Source organism: Rhizobium sp. CCGE531 (genome assembly GCF_003627795.1).
Classification (GTDB): Bacteria; Pseudomonadota; Alphaproteobacteria; order Rhizobiales; family Rhizobiaceae; genus Rhizobium.
On the sequence record NZ_CP032684.1, the window covers coordinates 1,215,518 to 1,234,285 of the forward strand.

14 protein-coding genes are annotated in these 18,768 nt (G+C 60.5%); 4 read left to right on the forward strand and 10 right to left on the reverse strand.

The annotated features are described in order from the left end of the window. Nucleotides 1–192 precede the first annotated feature (192 nt). A complete protein-coding gene (gene pepN, locus CCGE531_RS06015) occupies nucleotides 193–2,841 on the reverse strand; it encodes an aminopeptidase N (protein ID WP_120663372.1) in 2,649 nt (882 codons plus the stop codon). 491 nt (nucleotides 2,842–3,332) lie between these two features. Between pepN and CCGE531_RS06020 the strand changes: the two genes are divergently transcribed. Then, nucleotides 3,333–4,205 (forward strand): hypothetical protein, encoded by an 873-nt coding sequence (locus tag CCGE531_RS06020; protein ID WP_120663373.1) that lies wholly within the window; start codon nucleotides 3,333–3,335, stop codon nucleotides 4,203–4,205. A 188-nt stretch (nucleotides 4,206–4,393) separates the two neighbouring features. Here CCGE531_RS06020 and CCGE531_RS34140 read toward each other — a convergent pair whose 3' ends face one another. The 7 genes from CCGE531_RS34140 to CCGE531_RS06050 all read right to left on the reverse strand — a co-directional run bounded on the left by CCGE531_RS34140 (nucleotide 4,394) and on the right by CCGE531_RS06050 (nucleotide 12,973). Further along, complete coding sequence (locus CCGE531_RS34140; protein ID WP_162943851.1) at nucleotides 4,394–4,555, reverse strand: hypothetical protein; 162 nt, start codon at nucleotides 4,553–4,555, stop codon at nucleotides 4,394–4,396. 53 nt (nucleotides 4,556–4,608) lie between these two features. After that, nucleotides 4,609–4,800 carry a hypothetical protein gene (locus CCGE531_RS06025; protein WP_120663374.1) on the reverse strand — a complete coding sequence of 64 codons (192 nt, stop codon included), beginning with the start codon at nucleotides 4,798–4,800 and terminating at the stop codon, nucleotides 4,609–4,611. 138 nt (nucleotides 4,801–4,938) lie between these two features. Continuing rightward, nucleotides 4,939–5,832, reverse strand: a complete 894-nt coding sequence (locus CCGE531_RS06030; protein WP_120663375.1) for a uracil-DNA glycosylase — start codon at nucleotides 5,830–5,832, stop codon at nucleotides 4,939–4,941. A gap of 54 nt (nucleotides 5,833–5,886) precedes the next feature. Continuing rightward, complete coding sequence (locus tag CCGE531_RS06035; protein ID WP_120663376.1) at nucleotides 5,887–7,176, reverse strand: Hsp70 family protein; 1,290 nt, start codon at nucleotides 7,174–7,176, stop codon at nucleotides 5,887–5,889. Nucleotides 7,177–7,405: 229 nt separating this feature from the next. After that, the gene (locus tag CCGE531_RS06040; protein WP_120663377.1) at nucleotides 7,406–10,525 is read right to left on the reverse strand and encodes an efflux RND transporter permease subunit; all 3,120 of its coding nucleotides are present in this window, start codon (nucleotides 10,523–10,525) and stop codon (nucleotides 7,406–7,408) included. After that, nucleotides 10,522–11,757 (reverse strand): efflux RND transporter periplasmic adaptor subunit, encoded by a 1,236-nt coding sequence (locus CCGE531_RS06045; protein ID WP_120663378.1) that lies wholly within the window; start codon nucleotides 11,755–11,757, stop codon nucleotides 10,522–10,524. The genes CCGE531_RS06040 and CCGE531_RS06045 overlap by 4 nt, the downstream gene beginning before the upstream one ends. Before the next feature lie 427 nt (nucleotides 11,758–12,184). Next, entirely contained in the window at nucleotides 12,185–12,973 is a 789-nt protein-coding gene (locus CCGE531_RS06050; protein ID WP_120663379.1) for an SDR family oxidoreductase, read from the reverse strand. Nucleotides 12,974–13,265: 292 nt separating this feature from the next. On the opposite strand from CCGE531_RS06050, the gene CCGE531_RS06055 reads away from it, so the two are divergent. Further along, on the forward strand, nucleotides 13,266–14,930 hold the full coding sequence (locus CCGE531_RS06055; protein ID WP_120663380.1) for an electron transfer flavoprotein-ubiquinone oxidoreductase: 1,665 nt from the start codon (nucleotides 13,266–13,268) through the stop codon (nucleotides 14,928–14,930). A 6-nt stretch (nucleotides 14,931–14,936) separates the two neighbouring features. Further along, nucleotides 14,937–15,464 (forward strand): GNAT family N-acetyltransferase, encoded by a 528-nt coding sequence (locus CCGE531_RS06060; protein WP_120663381.1) that lies wholly within the window; start codon nucleotides 14,937–14,939, stop codon nucleotides 15,462–15,464. A gap of 86 nt (nucleotides 15,465–15,550) precedes the next feature. Here the strand turns inward: CCGE531_RS06060 and CCGE531_RS06065 are convergent, their stop codons facing one another. Next, nucleotides 15,551–16,465 carry a DMT family transporter gene (locus CCGE531_RS06065; protein WP_120666543.1) on the reverse strand — a complete coding sequence of 305 codons (915 nt, stop codon included), beginning with the start codon at nucleotides 16,463–16,465 and terminating at the stop codon, nucleotides 15,551–15,553. Between the two features lie 143 nt (nucleotides 16,466–16,608). On the opposite strand from CCGE531_RS06065, the gene CCGE531_RS06070 reads away from it, so the two are divergent. Further along, complete coding sequence (locus tag CCGE531_RS06070) at nucleotides 16,609–17,082, forward strand: Lrp/AsnC family transcriptional regulator (protein WP_120663382.1); 474 nt, start codon at nucleotides 16,609–16,611, stop codon at nucleotides 17,080–17,082. A 51-nt stretch (nucleotides 17,083–17,133) separates the two neighbouring features. Here CCGE531_RS06070 and mgtE read toward each other — a convergent pair whose 3' ends face one another. Continuing rightward, nucleotides 17,134–18,507, reverse strand: coding sequence for a magnesium transporter (mgtE, locus tag CCGE531_RS06075; RefSeq protein WP_120663383.1), 1,374 nt, complete (start codon nucleotides 18,505–18,507; stop codon nucleotides 17,134–17,136). Nucleotides 18,508–18,768 lie beyond the last annotated feature (261 nt).

Here is an 18,768-nt window from a genome sequence, read left to right on the forward strand (position 1 = left end):
CTCGCCCGAATCTGCCTTAATGAATCATTCGTGATTCGGCTTGTCCAGAGGGTGCGGTAAAACTTTCTTAACCATCTGCGATTTCAGCGTATTTTACACACGCAGCGGTAAGTTGCGCATATACGGGACTCGCTGAGGATGAAAAGGCCGACGCAAATCAGCCTTTGAGATCGGTATGAGGGGAGATCGCAATCACTCCTTCAGGATGCGGTCCACGATGTCGCGCACGTCGGTCGAAAGGTTGCCCGAGTGTTCGATCCGCATCAGCGCCGAGCGGGCGTGGTCGGCGCGCACCGGTTCCAGCAGGCGCCAGGAGCGCATCGACGTCAGGACGCGGGCGGCGAGCTGCGGGTTGCGCTGATCGATCTCGAGGATCTCGTCGGCCAGGAAATGGTATCCAGCGCCGTCGGCCCGGCCGAAGCCGGTCGGATTAGCGAAGACGAAGGTACCAAGGACAGCGCGTACGCGGTTCGGATTGGTGCGCTTGAACAGCGGCGTTTCCATGAGCAGCCGAATACGCTCCAGCGCGCCCGCGCCAGGGATTGCGGCCTGAATGGCGAACCACTTGTCGATGACGAGCGCATTGTCCGCGAAGCGGTCGCGGAAATGCGCAAGCGCGGCCGCCGTCTCAATCGTATCCGGGAAGCGCTGCGCCAGAATGGTCAGCGCGGCGCTGAGATCGGTCATGTTGTTTGCGGCATCATAGGCTGCCTTCGCTCTCGCCGGCGTTTCATCCGACTGGGAGAGATAGGCGAGCGCTGTATTGCGCAGGGCGCGGCGGCCGGCGCTTGCTGCATCAGGCGTGAAGGCGCCTGACGTCTGCATGCCGTCATAAAGCGCGGTGAAGACATCCTTTCCCGCCTCGGCCACCCGCTTGACGATCGTCTGGCGCGCGACATGAATGGCATCCGGATCGTTGTTGCCGCCAAGCTCGCGAGCGATATCGGCCTCGCTCGGAAGGGCGAGCGCCTGAGCACGGAATGCCGGCTCCAGGCTTTCGTCGGCCGCGGCTGCGAGCAGTGCGTCGGTGAAGGCTGGATCGCAGGTGATGTCGATGCCTTGACGCGCATCCCGCGCCGCCTGCAAAAGGTTGGGCAGGCCAAGGTCGCTCAGCGCCTGCCAGCGGGCGAAATGATCGGTCTCGTAACGCGCGATCAGCGAGAGATCGCGGGCGCTCTGGCTGAATTGCAGGTTGACCGGCGTCGAGAAGCTGCGATTGAGCGACAGAACCGGCCGCGACGGAATGCCGTGGAACGTCACCGTCTGCGTCTGCTTCGTCAGGTGCAGGACATCGTCGGTGAGCTCCGCTCCGGTGACGGATGCGGGCGTGATGACAGCGCCGTCTTCGGCCAGCAAGCCCATGCGCAGCGGGATATGCATCGGCTTCTTGGCGGTCTGGCCAGGCGTCGCCGGCACCATCTGTTCGAGCGACAAGGTGAACGTCTTGCCGTCGGCATCATAGGCGCCGGATGCGGTGACAAGAGGCGTGCCGGCCTGATGATACCAAAGCGAAAACTGCGTGAGATCGCGGCCGCTGACATCCTCGAAGCACTTGACGAAATCTTCGATAGTGACGGCCTGACCGTCATGCCGATCGAAATAGAGATCCATACCCGTCTTGAACAGATCGCGGCCGAGCAGGGTTGCGATCATGCGCGTGACTTCGCTGCCCTTCTCATAGACGGTCGTCGTATAGAAATTGTTGATTTCACGGTATTTTGTCGGGCGAACCGGATGGGCGAGCGGCCCGCTGTCCTCAGGAAACTGTTCCGATTTCAGGTGCCGGACCTCGGCGATGCGCTTGACGGGACGCGAGCGCTGGTCGGCGGAAAATTCGTGATCGCGATAGACAGTCAGGCCTTCCTTGAGGCAGAGCTGGAACCAGTCGCGGCAGGTGATGCGATTGCCTGTCCAGTTGTGGAAATATTCGTGGGCGATGATGGCTTCGATGTTGGCATAATCGGCATCGGTCGCCGTTTCGGGATCGGCGAGCACGTATTTGTCGTTGAAGACGTTAAGGCCCTTGTTCTCCATCGCCCCCATGTTGAAGTCCGACACCGCGACGATCATGAAGATGTCGAGATCGTATTCGCGGCCGAATCGCTCCTCATCCCACTTCATCGAGCGTTTCAGCGCATCCATGGCGTAGGCGGCACGCGGCTCCTTGCCATGTTCGACATAGATCTTCAGCGCCACTTCGCGGCCGGACATGGTCGCGAACGTATCCTCGACGACGCCGAGGTCGCCGGCGACGAGCGCGAAGAGATAGCTCGGCTTCGGGTGCGGATCGAACCAGGCGGCGAAATGCTTGCCTTCGCCATAGCCGGCGCCACCGAGGAAATTGCCGTTCGACAGCAAGAGCGGATTGGCTTGCCTGTCGGCGATGATGTTGACCGTAAAGGGCGCGAGAACGTCAGGCCGATCCGGGAAATAGGTGATGCGGCGGAAACCTTCGGCCTCGCACTGCGTGCAATAGATGCCGCCGGTGCGATAGAGGCCCATCAATTGCGTGTTGGCTTCCGGATTGATCACGGTCGTGATCGTCAGCTCGAAAGGCGTGCTCTCAGGCAGATCGCGAACGCTCAGGCTTTCCGGCGTGGCGTCATATTGTTCGGCGGGAAGTTCGTTCTGGTCGAGCAGCAGCCCGGACAGCACCAGCTCGTCGCCGTCGAGCACCAGGGGCGCCTTGGGATCGGTGCCTTCGCGACGATGGAAGATCAGCCGCGCTTCGACCTTCGTTTCGGTTGGATGTAGATCGAAGGTAAGGTCCACGCGTTCCAGAACGAAGTCGGTGGGGCGGTAGTCTGCCAGATTGACGATCTGGCCGGTGTCTGTTCGCATGGTCTATCCTGATCAGGCTAAGCTATGGCGGGTGCAGTCCGAAGCCTCCCTCGGACTGAGGTGTCGCATCATTACATCGAAATCTGAACCAAAGTTAAAGTCATGTCACGACATCGATATGTTTTGTTATGGCACAGTAAGTATTTACCCGACAGACTGTCTTCGTTTCAGGTTGAATGCAATTCCTGAATGGATATCGGATCGATCAGACGCCAATTTTCGCCCGCATTTGCAGACTGACATTACAATTGCTACCATCGCGCTCGGATGGATCATCATGGCTCCACTACCAGCGAATGCAGACTGTTCGCGCGAGGAAACGATAATTTAAAGTAAATTATTTGTTTAACCTCTTGCGATATAAGAGCAGTTGCATAACTATAGCATGCTATTAAATTTCGGAATTATGATCGATTCCGGTGAATTCGTTCACAAAAATGAAACATCCTCTTTTTGTCGCTGATTGAAATGGGCACCCCAAGGAGGCCCGATTGAGTTTTTCCATCGAGCAACTTGCTCGTCATCCCAAATTCGTCGCGTCATTGCGCTTTCTTGCCGAGGCGTTGCGGAACCGTTACGACAATGGTCCGAGGATCGCGCGCATGCTCGCCTCGCATCAGCGTTGGCTTCTGACGCAGACGGCCTATGCGCTTCATCTCGAGTACGACCCCGTCGTTCCCGGGTCGGGGCTGACTGTCGTCGCGCTTCGCGATCTTATCACGCGTTATCGTATCGCCAGCCGCAATACGGTCTTGAGCTTCATCAAAGAGCTACTGACCTATCGTTTCCTCGAACTGGCTTCCGGCCCCGCCCGCCGTCCGCGCCGTTATGTGCCGACCGAGATGAGCTTCACCGGGATGTTCGGTTGGTATCTCGCCAATCTGACCGCACTTGATCTGCTTGATGATGGCGAGCGGGCTGCGGCGCTTGCCGCCTCGCCGACGCTGTTGGATCTCGCCCAGCCGCGCATGGCGCGCAATTGCGTGGAAATGGATATCTGGCGTGAGCCGCCCGAATGCATTGGCTTGTTTCTTTGGACGGAAGCCGGCGGCCTTGTCGTCGATCATATCATGTCGAAACTGGATCTCACCGGGGAGCTAGGAGACAGGATCGACATCGGTCGCGTTGACGCGCGGGCGCTGGCGGCGCACTTCATGATATCGCGAACCCATCTGCAGCGCCTCCTGCGCAAGTCCGCCGAGCGCGGGGACATCGGCTGGCATGACGAAGTCAAGAAGACGCACATGTGGGTGTCGCGCAATTTTCTGGATCAATATTGCGGATGGCAGGCTGTGAAGCTGGCTGCGATCGACGAGGCTTTTGCTTGGGCGCGATCCGTCGCGGGACGCCCCGGTCAGAGCTGAAGCATGTCGCGCGAAAGTGTGCAGCGGTTTTGCGATAACGACATGCGGAAAATCAAGAGCCTAAAGCGCGCGGAGCGTATCTGAAAGATCGCCGCGCTTTAGGTGTAGCTATTGAGGAGGAAAGGCCGGGTCGCCGGCTTGGCCATCAAGCAGCGGCTGACGGGCGGCGCGAATCCACCTTTGAAAACTCAAAGGGGAATGCTTGCCGACGCCCGGATGGCGCCTGTCTCGCGGCATTCGCCCTTGCGGAAGTTGCGCGCACGTTCAAATTCCTCGGCAGCTCGCACTGCGGAGCCGATATGGCCAACCGAATCGAACAAGGCGATGAGCGAACGCAAACCCGAAGACATGATGTAATTCCTGATAATCAAACGCTACGCTGCGGCGCCATCGGCGCCTATGTTCAGCAGGTACGGAAATCCGCGAAGATTGCCGTCGGCCGGCTGACGCGAGCCGAAACGCCGGTACCCCGCGCAGTCATCTGCTCATTGGCAGCGATGCCGAGGTTGCGATGTCCATTTATCGCGCGCACGGGCTCGATGGCGCGGCGCAGGGTATCAAACCCGCAGTGAATAGGGCGAAAACGTGCAGTCATGGCCTTGGTTCCTTTCGATTCCTCCCAAGACACCAATCTATATTGCAGCGCAACATTGATTTTGCAATGCACAACGCGAGAAGACTGCCATGCCGAAAACGCATGACTTATGTCATTTTTTGTTAATCGTGGTGGAAATCAGCCTAATATTTCGGCGTTGATATAATTTTTGAAGGCCAGCAGGTCGTTCCAGGCCAGACGCTTGTTGATCGGCGCGGTCAGCAGTTCCTGCGGATGAAGACTGGCGATCGCCGGCACGGTCCGGCCGAGAATGCTTAATTCGCGCCACTGTCCGCGCAGTCCATGAATGGTTTCGCCCCCACCGAAGAAGTATCGGGCGGTAAAATTGCCGAGCAGCAACAAGGCTTTCGGCTCAGCGAGCGCAATCTGCCGTTCTATGAACGGACGGCATATCTCGATTTCGGGCGCGGATGGCGCGCGGTTGCCGGGCGGCCGCCACGGAATGACGTTGGCGAGCAGGATCCCATCGCGTTGCAGGCCGATGGCGGCCAGCATCTTGTCCAACAAGAGGCCGGCGCGGCCGGAAAACGGTGCGCCTTCTCTGTCATCGTCGGCGCTCGGCATCGGACCGATCACCATGATTCGGCCCTCCGCCGTACCGCTTGCGAAGATCGTCGAGCGGGCGCTGTTCTTGAGATTGCAGCCGTTGAAAGCTTCGATCGCGGTTTTCAATTCGCTGAGCGACCGTGCGCTTTCGGCGGCGAATCGGGCCTGCTCCACGGCCTGCTCGTCTGGAATTGCCGGCGCGCCGCGCGCTGGCGCAGTCGGTGAAATCGCCACCGCCGCCGGCTTTGCAGCCTGCCGACGATCAGGCTGCGCCTTCGCCACGGGTGGCGGCGCGTCGGCTCGTTGCTGAGGCGCTCTTGCCCCTTGCCGCGCGGCGCGCATGGCCTCGAACTCGGCAAACCGATCCACCGGCTGTTCCTCCAGCAGCCAATCGACGCCGGCATCCGCATGAAAATGCAGAAGCGCGGCAAGCTCGGCGGGGGTGAGGTCGCTGGCGGAAATCATCGCTGAACTTTAGCTAAAGCCGCGCAGGAACGAAAGAGCGGGACGGGTGCTATGTCAGGCCGTCCACTGGGCGATATCGTCCCGCTCGCCGATCAGGGCAAGGCCGTGGGCGATCGACAGCAGTTCGCCGCCTGTCTCGATGCGCTCCTGGCCGAAACGCTCCGTAAAGATGCGCCGCACCGCCGGCACGAAAGACGTGCCGCCGGTAAGAAATACCTTGTCGACGGCGTCGGGCAATGTGTTCGTGGTCGTCAGCACGTCGTCCAGCGCGCCCTCGATGCGGGCAAGGTCGTCGGCAATCCAGCTCTCGAAATCAGCCCGGCGAACATGCTTGCGGCCGGCCTTGCCGAGCGGCGGAAAGTTGAATTCCGTTTCTTCCTCGCTCGAAAGAGCCATCTTCGTGGCCGATACGGCCTGATAGAGCGGATAGCCTTCGTCATGTTCGACGAGTTCGATGAAGGTCTCAAGCTTCTCCGGCTCAAGGCTGCTGCGCACGAGCGTCTTCAGGTCGGCATATTCGCGCGAGGTCTTGAAGATCGAAAGCTGGTTCCAGCGCCCGAAATTGGCGTAGTAGGAGGTGGGCACTTCCAGCAGCTTGTCGAAGCTCTTGAAGTAGCTGCCCTTGCCGATCGCCGGCGAGACGATGTTGTCGATCATCCTGAAATCAAAATGATCGCCGGCGATGCCGACGCCCGAGTGGCCGATGGGCGTGGCCGTTAGCTTTCCGGCCTGCGTTTCAAAGCGGATGAGCGAATAGTCGGTCGTGCCGCCGCCGAAATCCGCCACCAGCACGGTCGCATCCTTCTTCAGATGCTGGGCGAAGTAGAAGGCGGCTGCCACTGGTTCGTAGACATAATGGACTTCCGGAAAGCCGAAGCGCGTCAGTGCCGCATTATAACGCTGCGTGGCAAGAGCGGCGTCCGGATTGGCGCCGGCGAAATGCACAGGGCGGCCGGTAACGATGCGGGAAATGTCGCCCGGCCAATTGTCTCCGGCATAGGCGCGCAGGCGCCGCACGAAAATCTCCATCAGGTCTTCGAAGCTGTGCCGCTTGGCGTAGATCAGCGTGCCCTGGAAGAGCGCGCTCGCCGCAAAGGTCTTGATCGACTGCAGGAAGCGACAGTCGCCGGGATTGTCGATGAATTGCCGGATAGCCGCATGCCCGGCCTCGACCTTCAATGCTGCCGCGCCAAGCCCCGGATCCTTCATGAAGGAGAGCGCCGTGCGCATGCTGTCTGCCGTGCCTGCCGCGCTATGGAAGGCGACCGATTGCGTCGCGGCTCCATCGGCCTTTGCCAGAACCGTGTTCGTCGTGCCGAAGTCGAAACCAAGCGCCCGAGCCATGCCCGCACTCCTTTCCGTCGAAATTGTCTGGATTGGGGCCAAGCCCCGTGTGAGACGCAAGACGCGCCCTTGTCGCAAAGAGGGCGCGTCATGCCATGGCTGGACGTCAAGTTCAAGACGAGAGGGCGCTTTTATTTTCGCTGGTCGCAGTATCCATCGCGAGCGTTTCAGGGGCGAAGCGCTTCCGGTTCCTTGCAAAAGAAACGGGCGCTTTCGGCGCCCGTTGCTGTCACTCGGCGGCGATAGCCGCTGGCGGCTCCTTGCGGTGCGGATCCTTGTCCTTGCGCTTGCCCAGGCGGCCGAGGAAGTCGTTCAGGCGGTTCATCTCCAGGAAGATGACCGGCGTGATGAACAGCGTCAGGATCTGCGAGACCACCAGGCCGCCGACAACAGCGATGCCGAGCGGCTGACGCAGCTCGGAGCTTGCGCCGCCGCCGACCGCGATCGGCAGGGCGCCGAGCAGGGCGCAGAAGGTGGTCATCATGATCGGGCGGAAACGGCGAACGCAGGCTTCGTGGATCGCTTCCGCCGGCGACATGCCGGCACTCGATCGCAGCGTTTCAAGCGCCACGTCGATCATCATGATCGCGTTCTTCTTGACGATGCCGATCAGCATCAGGAGGCCGATCAGCGCGATGATCGACAGGTCGAAACCGAAGACCTTCAGCGCAAGCAGCGCACCGAGAGCGGCAGCCGGTAGACCGGAGAGAATGGTCAGCGGATGGATGAAGCTCTCGTAGAGAACGCCGAGGACCACGTAGATCGTGAGGACGGCGGCCAGGATCAGATACGGCGTGCTGCCCTGCGACTGCTGGAAGATCTGGGCAGTGCCGCCATAGGATGTAAAGACATCCGCCGGCACGTTCAGATCCTTCTTGATCTGCTCGATCTGTGCCGTGGCGTCGCCGAGCGCTTCGCCGGCCGGCAGGTTGAAGGATACGGTGGTCGAGACGAGCTGGCCAGTCTGGTTGATGGTGACGGGGCCTGTCGTGCGCTCGACATGGGCGAAGTTCGACAGCGGAACGAGCGCGCCGCTCGCAGACGCGATCTGGATTTCCTGAAGCTTCTGGTCGTCCCAGGGCTTGCTCGTGTCGAACTCGACGATGACGTCATAGCTGTCGCCGGTCGACTGGATCTGCGCGGCGACGTAACCGCCGAAGCCTTCTTGCAGCGACGTGCGCAACTGGTTGTTGTTGATCCCGTATTGTGCTGCCTTTTCGGTATCGACGACGATGTTGGCCTGCAGGGCGTTGTTCTGCTCATCCGAGGCAATATCCGTGAAGCGCGGATCGCGGCGCATCGCGTCGAGCATCTTGTTGGCCCAGAGATTAGTCTGCTCGGCGCTCAGCGCCTGGATGACGAGCTGATACTGGCTGGCCGTCTGGCGGCCGCCGAAGCGCAGGCTCTGCTGCGGGGTGATGTAGGCTTTCAGGCCGGCGATCTTACTGATGCTGGCGCGCAGCTCCCGCAGGGTTTTGTCCAGCGGCTCGCGCTGGTCTCTCGCCTTCAGCTCGACATACATGGTGCCGTTGTTCAGCGGCTGGCGCGCATTGCCGCCGACGATGGACATGACGTGGGCAACGGCCGGGTTTTGTTTCACGAGCGCGGCGGCCTGGTTCTGCAGGTCCTGCATTGCCGGATAGGAAATATCCTGCCGGGCCTGCGTGGAGACCGTCAGGCGGCCGATATCTTCCGTCGGAAAGAAGCTCGCGGGCAGGACCATGAAGAGGTATACCGAAAGCGCCACCGAGCCGAGGAAGCTCAGGAGCACCGTGCCGCGATGGCGCAGACACCAGGCAACGCCTCGGTCGTAGCCGCGCTGGGTCCAGTCGAAGCCCATGTTGAAGAGCCGCACCGGATAGGGCGGCTCGCCATGGCCCGCCGACAGACGGGAGCTGAGCATGGGCGTGACGGTGAGCGAAACGATGGCCGAAGACACGATGGCGATGGCGACGACCATGCCGAATTCGTTGAAGATGCGGCCGACGACGCCGCCCATCAAGAGGATCGGGATGAACACCGCGATCAGCGAGATCGACATCGAGATGATGGTGTAGCTGACTTCAGCCGACCCCTTCAGCGCCGCCTCGAGCACCGGCATGCCCTCTTCGACATGGCGCAATATGTTCTCGAGCATGACGATGGCGTCGTCCACCACGAGGCCGACCGCAAGCGTCAGGCCTAGCAGCGAGATATTGTCGATACTGTATCCTAGCACATACATCATGCCGAATGTCGCAATCAGCGACAGAGGCACGGCAAGGCCTGGGATGATCGTCGCCGTGACGTGACCGGTGAAGAGATAGATCACCAGCACGACAAGGCCGATCGTCAGCAGCAGCGTGAATTTGACGTCGGAAATCGCATCGCGGATCGGCTGCGCCGCATCGTTCATGACGGTCGTCTTCACCGATGCCGGTATTTCCGCATGCAATTGCGGCAGCTTGGCGTTGATGGCATCGACCACGTCGACCGTATTGGCATCCGGCTGGCGCTGGATGGCGAGAATGATCGCGCGCTTGCCGTCATACCAGGAGCCGGTATTGGTGTTCTCCACGCTGTCCTGCACGTCGGCGACATCGCCGAGATGGATCGGCGCGCCTTTTGGATTCGCGATGACAAGCGAACGGAATTCCTCGGCATTGGTGCGCTGGGTATCGGAATTGATGGTCATGCTCTGCGAATTGTTCCGCAGAGTACCGACCGGGACCTGGCTATTGGCGTTAACGAGCGCACTATTGACGGTGTCGATGCCTATGCTGCGGTTCTGCAGCTTGGCGGGATCGACTTCGACGCGTACGGCATAAGTCTGGGCGCCGAAAACAGTCACTTCCGCCACGCCGGGAAGTGTCGAAAGTGACGGCGAGATGATGTCTTCGGCGATCTCGTCGAGCTTGCTGCGCGGCATCGTATCGCTCTGCACGGCCAGCAGCATGATCGGTGCGTCCGCGGGGTTGGTCTTGCGGTAGCTCGGTGGCGTCGTCAGGTTATCAGGCAGTTGTCGGGTCGCGTGCGAGATTGCCGCCTGAACGTCGGCGGCGGCGGCATCGATATCGCGGCTGAGGTCGAATTGCAGCACGATACTGGTGTTGCCGAGCGAGTTGGTCGACGAAATCTCGCTGATGCCGGGGATCGTCTCGAACTGCTTGATCAGCGGCGTCGAAACCGACGTCGCCATGGTCTGCGGCGAGGCGCCATTCAACTGTGCGGTGACGTTGATGGTCGGGAAGTCGACTTGCGGCAGTGCGGCCACGGGAACAAGCTGGTATCCCGCCAGGCCAGCCATGATCACACCTAGGGCCAGAAGCGTCGTCGCGACCGGCCGTCGGATACAGAAGGCGGGAATCATTGCTGTGCTCCGACGGAAATCGTTTCGGTTTTCTGACCCGACTGATCGTCAGCCGAGGCGACTTTCCGCGGCGTGCCATCGCTGAACTGCTCGACTACGCTCTGGCCGTCATTCAGCTGCACCTGTCCTTCCGTGACGACATGGTCGCCTTCCGAGAGGCCCTTGGCGACTGCTGTAAATGCGCCGTTCTGCCTAGCAACCGTGACCGGCGTCAGATGCACCTTGTCATCCTTGACGACATAGGCAAAAAAGCCATCCGGACCGGGGCTGATCGAAACAGTGGGCGCGACGATGACCGGCTGGTTGTCGTTGAAGTGCATGACGATGTTGACCGACTGGCCGGGCCAGATGGCGCCGTTCGCGTTGTCGAACTTCGCCTTGGCGAGAATGGTGCCGGAAGCCGCATCGACCTGGTTGTCGTAGAAGCTCATGGCGCCCTGGCGCGTCTTGCCTTCGGCGGACCGCGGCACGGTGCTGACCGGCACGGTGCCGCCCTTCATGGCCTCTTCGAGTTCGCGAAGATGGCTTTCCTGCAAATGGAACTTGACGTAGATCGGGTCATATTGCGCGATCGAAACAATCGCGGTCCCGGCGCTGACATAGGCGCCGACGCTGAGCTGCACATCGCCGAGGCGGCCGTCATACGGCGCCCGGATTTCGGTATGCTCCAGAAGCACCTGGTCAGATGCGAGCTGCGCCTTGTCGCCGTTGACTGTCGCAACGGCCGTATCGCGTGCCGCGACCGCCTGATCGACCGTCTGCTGCGTGCCGGCATTGTTGAGCAGGTTCTTGGCGCGGGTAAGCGCTGCTTCCGCCTCGACGAGGGTTGCCTGATCCTTGGCGAGGTTTGCCTTATCCTTATCGACCAAGGCTTGCGCTGTGCGCGGGTCGAGCTTGGCAATCAGGTCGCCCGCCTTGACCATGGCGCCATCCTGCGCCTCGATCTCTGTGATCAGGCCTGCTTCCTGTGCGGCTATGGTGGTGGTGTCCTGCGCATCGGCCCAGCCGGTGGCCGTCACATCGTTCGCCAACGACCTTTTCGTTACGGCAACGGACTTGACGGCGACGGCTTCGCGCTTGTGACCGCCCGCTTGCGTCGTCTTGCTGGCGTCTTTGGTCTCTGCGGATGCTTGGTCGACAAATGCGGAAAGAAAAGGAATACGGTCGCGATAGCCCCAGGCAACAAGGGCGGCGACGACAAGAAGGCCGAGGGGAAGCCAGAATTTTTTCATATTAAAGAACCGGTCGAGGCGAGTTGCGGGAAGCGCGATGACGTTGAAGTGTATTTATTGCGTCGCACAACAAAGACGAGCTTCGCCGCAATTCATCACATCGCTGTTACCGCTAACGTTCGGTAATTCTGTCCCTATAACGTGAATTCGTGAACGTTGATCCAGCCCAATTTACCACAGTTCGGCAGGACGAAAAATTAAAGCTTGGAAAGCTTTGGGATTGCTTTCGTTTGTGCAGTGCAACAAATAGTCAAATGACTACTTTTTGATTGCCGTCATGTAATAATCGGACGGCTCGACGGCTGGATGCGGTATTTACAGTGGAGAGGTGGTCGCAAACCTCATAGCAGGTTGCCGTCATCGCTCACGTAATTGTGTTGTCGGGGCCTGCTTAAAAAGCCCCTTCTTTTGTTCGCGGTTGGCGACCTTAAAGTGACTTTGCAGCCCCGCCGTCGCAACGGACCAATGTTCCCGTGACGTAGCTTGCCGGTTCGCTGCAGAGGAAGGCGGCCGTTGCAGCGAATTCTTCGACACGGCCATAGCGGCCGACGGGAATGCGCTGCTGACGCTCGGCGCTGACGTCTTCCAGGCTCCGGCCTCCACGCTTGGCAGCAGCCGTGTCAAGCTCGGCCAATCGGTCGGTGGCGATGCTGCCCGGCAGAAGCATGTTCACCGTGATGCCATGCGCCGCCACTTCGCTCGCCAGCGTCTTGCTCCATCCGGCAAGGGCCGGGCGCAGCGTGTTGGAGAGCGCAAGGTTGGGAATGGGCTCGATGACGCCGGAGGAGGCGACCGTGAGGATGCGCCCCCAGCCTTGTGCCTTCATGCCTGGCAGCAGCGCGTTGGTCAGCGTGATGATCCGCGACACCATGGAGATGAAATAGGTCTCCAGCCGGTCGGCGGTCATATCCTCCGTCGTTCCAGGCGTCGGGCCGCCGCTGTTGTTGATGAGAATGTCGATGCCGCCGAGCTTCTCGGTTGCAGCCTTGGTGACGACATCAACGAAGTTCTCGTCGTTGAGGTCGGCCCAAATCCAATCCGCGCGACCCTTGCCTTCGGCATTGATGGCCCTGCAATTGCCGTCAAGCCTTTCGCCGCTGCGGCCGCAGAGCAGGACGTTCACGCCCTCGCGGGCCAGCGCTACCGCGATCCCATGGCCGAGCCCCTTGGATGAGGCAAGCACCAGCGCGCGCTTTCCGCCGATACGAAGATCCATCTTGATCACCCTTCATGCTATACGGAATTCCCGATCGGCTCTTATAGAGCGCCATCGGGCGATTATGGAAGTCACGCTCCGGAGATGGCGACAAATACCATTAGAATATTGACGTTGACGTAAGGGTAATTTAACTTGTTTCGCGCGGTGGACGAATTGGAGGATTGCCTGTCGCTTCCCGGCTCGACAATCCTCTCCCGTTTTGACAAGAGATAATCGAAACGGGGAAGACGCCCAAAGGGGACAAGGTTGCGATCCGATATCATCGGACGCCGCCAAGCGGAGAAGATGAATGACTGACGCGAGCGAGCTGCCGGAACGCGAGAGCATGGAATTCGACGTTGTGATTGTCGGCGCGGGGCCTGCGGGCCTGTCGGCTGCAATCCGGCTGAAGCAGATCAACCCGGATCTGACCGTCGTCGTGCTCGAGAAGGGGGCCGAAGTCGGCGCGCATATCCTGTCGGGCGCCGTCGTTGACCCGATCGGTATCGACCGGCTGCTGCCGGATTGGCGCGAAGAGGAGGGGCATCCCTTCAAGACCGAGGTGACGGACGATCACTTCCTGTTCCTAGGCCCCGCCGGATCCGTCCGCCTGCCGAATTTCATGATGCCGCCGCTGATGAGCAATCACGGCAATTACATCGTCTCGCTCGGCAATGTCTGTCGTTGGCTGGCCGAGAAGGCCGAGGCGCTGGGCGTCGAGATCTATCCCGGCTTTGCCGCGACCGAAGTGCTCTATAATGACGAGGGCGCCGTCATCGGCGTCGCCACCGGCGACATGGGCATCGAGAAGAATGGCGAGCCCGGCCCGAACTATACGCGCGGCATGGCATTGCTTGGCAAATATGTGCTGATCGGCGAGGGCGTGCGCGGCTCGCTCGCCAAGCAGCTCATTGCCAAGTTCGATCTGTCGCGGAACAGCGATGTGCCGAAGTTCGGCATCGGCGTCAAGGAACTCTGGGAGGTCAAGCCGGAGAACCACAAAAAGGGTCTCGTGCAGCACTCCTTCGGCTGGCCGCTCGGCATGAAAACCGGCGGCGGCTCGTTCCTCTATCATCTGGAGGACAATCTGGTTGCCGTCGGCTTCGTCGTGCACCTGAACTACAAGAACCCCTATCTCTATCCCTTCGAGGAATTCCAACGCTTCAAGACGCATCCGGCGATCCGCGGCACCTTCGAGGGCGGCAAGCGCATCTCCTATGGCGCCCGCGCCATCACCGAGGGCGGTTACCAATCGGTGCCGAAGCTGACCTTCCCAGGCGGCGCCCTGATCGGCTGTTCGGCCGGCTTCGTCAACGTTCCCCGCATCAAGGGCAGCCACAATGCGGTGCTGTCGGGCATGCTGGCGGCCGACAGGATCGCCGAGGCGATCGCGGCCGGTCGCGGCAATGACGAGGTGATCGAGATCGAGAACGAATGGCGTGCTTCCGACATCGGCAAGGATCTGAAGCGGGTCAGGAACGTCAAGCCGCTATGGTCGAAATTCGGCACGGCGATCGGCGTGACGCTCGGCGGTCTCGACATGTGGACGAACCAGCTCCTCGGCTTCTCCTTCTTCGGCACGCTGAAGCATGGCAAGACGGATGCGCAGAGCCTGGAGCCGGCCTCCAAGCACACGAAGATCGACTATCCGAAGCCGGATGGCGTGCTGACCTTCGACCGTCTTTCCTCGGTGTTCCTGTCGAACACCAATCACGAGGAAGACCAGCCGGTGCATCTGCAGGTCAGGGACATGGCGCTGCAGGTATCGTCGGAACACGACGTCTATGCCGGTCCGTCGACGCGTTACTGTCCGGCGGGCGTTTATGAATGGGTGGAGAAAGACGGCAAGGAAACCTTTGTCATCAACGCCCAGAACTGCGTCCACTGCAAGACCTGCGACATCAAGGATCCGAACCAGAACATCAACTGGGTCCCGCCACAGGGCGGCGAGGGGCCGGTCTATCCGAATATGTGAGATGCGATGACCGAGATCGGGCAAGACACCTGGCTGATCCGCCCAGCCAGGGCCGGCGAGCTGCATTTGCTTGCTGATATCGAGATCGATGCCTTTTGGGCTCTGCATGAGGCCGGCGCTGTCGCCTGCGAGCCGACAACCCTGCCTCTCGACACCCTGCGACAATCCCTGGCGGAAGACTTGCTGTTCGTTGCCGTCGACGGCGATAACAAGCCGTTTGGTTTCCTGGCCGGCCTACGGAAGGACGGTTCCATATATATAGCCGAAATCGATGTCATCAGGCGCTGGCAGAAGCGAGGCGTCGGACGCCGGCTGATGGAAACAGCCATTGCCGCGGCGAGAGCGCAAGGAGCCTCAGGCGTCACTCTGACGACGGACCGGCAGGTGGCCTTCAATGCGCCGTTCTACGCTTCTGTGGGATTTCGCATCCTGGAGGGCGAGGATAGGCCAGCCGTTCTCACGCAGATTCTGGAAAATGAGGTTGCCTACGGCGCCGATCCGCTCAGACGCGTGGCTATGGCGGTTCGATTTTGATCTTTGTTCCCTGAATTGCGTTGGAACAAACAGAAAGAGCGATTCAGTATTTCGCTGAACCGCTCCGTATTTCCGCAAGGTGCGAATTAGTGCTGAACGGACTTCCGGGCGAGCAGGCCAGTGGAGAGTGCGACGCCCGCGCCGGTTACGATCGCCGCCGCAATCCCTGCTGTTCCGATTTCCTCACCAAGCAGGAAGCCGCCGCCGATCGTGGCGAGGACTGGCGTGATGGCGGTGAAGGCTGCGGCCTGCGTGCCGCCGAGAGCCTGCACGGCAAGGCCATAGGCGAGGGTGGCGGCAAGGCCGGACAGCAGGCCCTGGCTGACGATCTGCAGGCCGATTTCCGGCAGCGGCACCGACGTCAGCGAGCTGCCGAAGATGGCGGCCAATCCGACATGGATCAGGAACGACCAGACGGCGATGATGGCGCTTGATTGCACGGCGTTCAGCCCGGAGCGGCGGAAGGCATGGGTGTAGCTTGCCCAGAGCACGGCGGAAAGCGGCAGCAGCGTGAAGCCCTCGCAGGAGATCTGCACGCCATAGAGGCTGCGGGCAAGCAGGATCACGACGCCGGCGACGATGCCGCCAAGGCCGAGCCAGCGGGTGACATCGAGCCGTTCACGAAAGATCAGCACGCCGATCAGAGCGGTTGCCAGCGGCATGGAGCCGCCGAGCAGGATGCCGGCCGAGGAGGCGGGCGTGAATTGAATGGCAAGGGTGGTCAGCTGGAAGAAGAGGGCGCCGGAGCCGCAAACCATCAGCACCAGCAGTTTCAACGGTACGCCCTTCGGCAGCAGGCCGGTCCGCCACCAGACGGGGGCCAGCACCAGCGCCGGCACGCCATAGCGCAGCAGGCCAAGGTCGATCGTGCTCATCTGGGTTTCGGCCGTATGGCGCGTGGCCAGAATCCAGTTCGCCCAGATCAATACGGTGACGACGGCGCCCGCATAGCCGATCGCGGTTGGGGTTGCCTTGCGGGTGGAGAGAGACAAAGCGGTCATCGACATATCCTTCCAACGATCCGATTAACTTTCGAATGAGGAAAAGATAGCGCCGAAAGCCGAGGCATGTCCTTGCTAGTTATGGCTCAGAAATCATGCTATCAGCAATAATATGCCAATATTGGCAATTGGGTTTATTGGATATGCTAAAACTGGATAAATTCGATATTGCGATCCTCAACTGCCTGCAGGAGGATGCGCGCGCCACCAATGTCGAGATTGCCGAGCGGGTGAATCTTTCGCCATCACCCTGCCTGCGGCGTATCCGCAATCTGGAAAAATCAGGGCTTCTGCGCGGCTACCGCGCCGATATCGACCGCAAGGAAGCCGGTCTCGGCCTGACGGTCTTCGTGGAACTCAAGGTCGGTCATCACTCGAAGGAGAATTCGGAAGCGCAGCAGGCGGCACTGCTTGCCATTCCGGAAATCGTCGCCTGCCATCTGATTTCAGGCACGGCCGATTTCCTGGCGGAGGTCGTGGTGGCGGATCTTGCCGCTTACGAAAAGGTGATGTCGGAAAAACTTCTGGTCCTTCCGGGCGTGGTCGATCTGCGCTCGAACTTCGCGATCCGGACCCTCAAGACCAATGGCGTGCTGAAACTGCCGGTGCCGGAGTGAAAATGAAAAGGGGCCGTCGCCGGCCCCTTTGTCGTGGGAGTTTCGTCATCCTCAGAGCATCGTGCCGCTGAGGATCATTAGAGCGACCGAGAAGTAGATCACCAGGCCGGTAACATCGACCAATGTGGCGACAAAGGGCGCCGATGCACTGGCCGGGTCGAGCCGCAGCTTCTGCAGGATGAACGGCAGCATCGAGCCGGCGAGCGAACCGAAGGTGACGATGCCGATCAGGGCCGCAAAGACGGTAAGGGCGACCAGCTGCCAGTGCGGGCCATAGTCGAAGAGACCGATGTTCTGCCAGAGCACGATGCGGGCAAAGCCGACGAGGCCGAGGATCGCGCCGAGCACGATGCCCGTCGGCAGTTCGCGGAACGCCACGCGCCACCAATCGGAAAGCTTGAGTTCGCCGAGCGCCAGCGCCCGGATGATTAGCGATGTCGCCTGCGAGCCGGAATTGCCGCCCGAGCTCATGATCAGCGGGATGAACAGGGTCAGCACGACGGCCTTTTCCAGCTCGCCCTCGAAGTGCTGCATGGCGCTTGCCGTCAGCATTTCCCCGAGGAAGAGGGCTGCGAGCCAGCCGGCACGCTTACGGATCATGCCGGCAAAGCTGATCTTCATATAGGGCTGGCCGAGCGCTTCCATGCCGCCGAACTTCTGCGCGTCCTCGGTCGTATCGGCGATCATCGTGTCGATGACGTCATCGACCGTGACGATGCCGAGCATCATGCCTTTATCATCCACGACCGGAAGCGCCAGCAGATCGTGCCGCCGGATCAGGCGGGCGACATCCTCCTGCTTCATCAGCGGCGGCGCCGTGACCGGTGTGCCCTTTTGCGCAACCGTCAGGATACAGGCATCGGGCTCGCCGGTGATGAGACGACGCAGCGTCACGACGTGCAGCAGCACATGCGTCTCGTCGTCGAGCACATAGATGGCGTAGACGGTTTCGCGCGAGCGCTCGACCTGGCGAACGTGATCGAGTGTCTGCGCAACGGTCCAGCTGGCGAGAACGCTGACGAATTCCGTCGTCATGATGCCGCCGGCCGTGCGTGGCGGATAGCCCATCAGGCCCTGGATTGCCAGCCGGGCATGCTCGTCGAACGTGGCGAAAAGCCGTCCGCGCGTCTCGACATCCATTTCGAGCAGCACGTCGGCGACGCGGTCGTTGGACATGCCATGCAGCAGCCGTGCGGCATCCGCATTGCCCATGACTTCGAGGATCGCGGGTGCGTTGCGCAGTTCAGGCCGGTCGAGAATGCGCACGGCGCGCTCTTCCGGCATTTTGGCGAGGATGCGCGCAGCCTCTGCCACATCGAGCACGTTCAAGGACTCGACGCGTTCCGCGATGCTTACGGCACGGTTGTTATTGATGAAGGCACGAGCGGCATTGCCGGCCCGTGCGGGAAAGCTGTTGATGTTCATTATAGCTCGCCTTTCCGGTCGATCCGCCGTCGTAGCGGATCGTGGCGAGCCGACAGGAGTCGGTTAGTGCACGAATGCTACTGACGGCAAAGGCAATCGACTACTACTGTCGCTAGGCATCGAAAGATGACTCCGGTTGATCGGTATGGAAAACGCTGTTCCCCACGTTCGGAGAAGTCGCGCCGAAGGCATAAAAAGTCAAGAGGTGGAAGCGTTTAAAGGCACAATGTCGCAGTAAAAATTTGTTTAGGCGGCTGAAAG